The sequence below is a fragment of the Streptococcus sp. M334 genome, assembly GCF_000187745.1.
Taxonomy (GTDB): Bacteria; Bacillota; Bacilli; order Lactobacillales; family Streptococcaceae; genus Streptococcus.
In genome coordinates, this window is record NZ_GL732488.1 from 257544 (window position 1) to 260245 (window position 2702).

The window sequence follows — 2702 nt, forward strand, 5'->3', positions numbered from 1 at the left end:
ATACCTATCTATCGCTCCGATTGACCTAGCCAGAGCCGTTAAATTCAAAGAAAGACGGAAAAGTAAGCTACCTTCCATTCCTAAAGAAGCAAAAAAAGGCCGCTCCTATGAGGATTTCCAAAATTATTTATCCCTTAACCAACTGAATTCTTGGCTGGAAATGGACACCGTTATAGGGAGGATGGGAGGTAAAGTCCTACTCACCTTCAATTTATCTTTCTGTAACTTTATCTTCGCTAGGCTTCTGGATAATAAAACTGCCCTTGAGGTTACTAAACACCTCTATGATATCAAGAACACCCTTCACCAAGCGGATAAAGATTTCTGTCAACTCTTTCCTGTCATCCTCACAGATAATGGTGGAGAGTTTGCCAGGGTTGATGACATCGAAATGGATGTTTGAGGAGAGAGTAAACTTTTCTTTTGTGATCCTAATCGCTCTGACCAGAAAGGCAGAATTGAGAAAAATCACACGCTAATTCGCGACATTCTACCTAAGGGAACTTCTTTTGACAACTTAACTCAGGAGGACATCAATCTAGTTTGTTCGCATGTCAACAGCGTCAAACGCGTTGCTTTGAATGGAAAGTCAGCCTATGAACTTTTTGACTTTACTTATGGAGAAGAGATTCCTAAACTTCTTGGCATTTCTAAAACCCCATTCAAACATCTCACACTAACTTCCACCATAGCGGAACTTAATTTGAAACGCTTTCAGATGAGAGGATTTTGTGCGCTCTTTTTTCCGATTCCTTTCGGCTACAAAAGCGATGAAATCAAGCAGTATTAAAACCAGTGGAACTTACCCTGACACGGAATTCTACTGGTTTTTATGATTTTTATCAGACTAACTTCCACTTGGATTAGCGGTGGAAGTTAGTTTGGGAATTTACCAAAAGGAAGCAAAAATACTGAGATTTCAAAACTCAAGCTTAATGACTAGATTCACTCCAAAAAATCGTGCCGAAAATACTAGACATATGTTAAAATAGTAGTAATAAAATAAAGATTAGAAGCAACTATCCAAACTAGATTCAAATCATATACTATTCTTAAAGAAAGGCAACACTATGAAATCCTACCAAGCTGTCTACCATATTCTAGCTAAAGAAACCGACTATATCAGCGGAGAAAAAATTGCAGAAGAACTATCCCTAAGCCGAACATCAATTTGGAAAGCCATCAAGCGACTAGAACAAGAAGGCATTGAAATTAATAGCATCAAAAACAAAGGATATAAACTGATGAATGGTGACCTTATTCTTCCAGAGATTCTAGAAGAAAATCTTCCAATTAAAGTCAGCTTTAAACTCGAAACAAAATCAACACAACTAGATGCAAAAGAAGCAATTGATTTAGGACATGAAGCAAATACCCTCTATCTAGCTTCCTATCAAACAGCAGGCCGAGGCCGATTTCAACGTTCCTTCTACTCACCACAAGGTGGTATTTATATGACACTCCATCTTAAACCAAATCTCCCCTATGACAAATTACCATCCTACACACTACTTGTAGCAGGAGCTGTCTACAAAGCCATTAAGAACCTAACTTTAATAGATGTCAACATAAAATGGGTCAATGATATCTACCTAAACAATCATAAAATTGGAGGAATCCTTACTGAGGCAATGACCTCTGTAGAAACTGGCTTAGTCACAGATATCATTATTGGAGTAGGTATCAATTTCACTATTAAAGACTTCCCCCAGGAATTAAAAGAAAAAGCTGCTAGTTTATTTAAAGCACCAGCTCCTATAACAAGGAATGAATTAATCATAGAAATCTGGCGTATTTTCTTCGAAACACCAGCAGATGAGTTATTATACCTCTATAAAAAACAGTCATTCGTTCTAGGAAAAGAAGTTACTTTCACACTGGATCAAAAAGACTACAAGGGACTTGCTAAAGATATCTCAGAAAATGGCAAGCTTTTAGTTCAATGTGATAACAGAAAAGAAATCTGGCTCAATAGTGGCGAAATTTCACTCAAGAGTTGGAAGTAAAATAATACAATTATAAAATAACTACAGATGAGTAATTCAATTAAATTCTACACATCTGTAGTTTTTATAATATTAAAAAGAAAGAAAAAAAGAGAGTTATAAACCCTCATTAAAAACGGAGAATAAGGGATTCGAACCCTTGCGCCAGTTACCCGACCTAACGATTTAGCAAACCGTCCTCTTCAGCCTCTTGAGTAATTCTCCAATTAATGGGCACGAGTGGACTCGAACCACCGACCTCACGCTTATCAGGCGTGCGCTCTAACCACCTGAGCTACGCGCCCAAGTTAAAAACTTGGTAATTTGAACAAAGTTCAAAGCGGGTGACGAGAATCGAACTCGCGACAACAGCTTGGAAGGCTGTAGTTTTACCACTAAACTACACCCGCATACATACTATAAGTAAAAATGGCGCGAGACGGAATCGAACCGCCGACACATGGAGCTTCAATCCATTGCTCTACCAACTGAGCTACCGAGCCTTATTGCGGGAGCAGGATTTGAACCTACGACCTTCGGGTTATGAGCCCGACGAGCTACCGAGCTGCTCCATCCCGCGTTAATACAAAAGGAGGATGTGGGATTCGAACCCACGCACGCTTTTACACGCCTGACGGTTTTCAAGACCGTTCCCTTCAGCCGGACTTGGGTAATCCTCCATAATATTCAAATGGACCTTGTAGGACTTGAACCTAC

At 39.3% G+C, this 2702-nt stretch carries 1 protein-coding gene, 6 tRNA genes and 1 pseudogene; 2 read left to right on the forward strand and 6 right to left on the reverse strand.

Going from position 1 to position 2702, the window contains the following annotated elements; translation table 11 throughout:
• A pseudogene (locus HMPREF0851_RS15350) lies at positions 1–790 on the forward strand (IS30 family transposase); the annotation flags it as partial.
• Between the two features lie 280 nt (positions 791–1070).
• Positions 1071–2006 (forward strand): bifunctional biotin--[acetyl-CoA-carboxylase] ligase/biotin operon repressor BirA, encoded by a 936-nt coding sequence (gene birA / locus HMPREF0851_RS11285; protein WP_000844491.1) that lies wholly within the window; start codon positions 1071–1073, stop codon positions 2004–2006.
• Between the two features lie 116 nt (positions 2007–2122).
• On the opposite strand, the gene HMPREF0851_RS11290 is transcribed toward birA, so the two are convergent.
• The 6 genes from HMPREF0851_RS11290 to HMPREF0851_RS11315 all read right to left on the reverse strand — a co-directional run bounded on the left by HMPREF0851_RS11290 (position 2123) and on the right by HMPREF0851_RS11315 (position 2665).
• Positions 2123–2210, reverse strand: a tRNA-Ser gene (locus HMPREF0851_RS11290).
• A gap of 6 nt (positions 2211–2216) precedes the next feature.
• Positions 2217–2290, reverse strand: a tRNA-Ile gene (locus HMPREF0851_RS11295).
• Between the two features lie 34 nt (positions 2291–2324).
• Positions 2325–2395 (reverse strand) — tRNA-Gly (locus HMPREF0851_RS11300).
• 20 nt (positions 2396–2415) lie between these two features.
• A tRNA-Phe gene (locus HMPREF0851_RS11305) sits at positions 2416–2488 on the reverse strand.
• A 3-nt stretch (positions 2489–2491) separates the two neighbouring features.
• A tRNA-Met gene (locus tag HMPREF0851_RS11310) sits at positions 2492–2565 on the reverse strand.
• Between the two features lie 10 nt (positions 2566–2575).
• A tRNA-Ser gene (locus tag HMPREF0851_RS11315) sits at positions 2576–2665 on the reverse strand.
• Between the last annotated feature and the right edge of the window lie 37 nt (positions 2666–2702).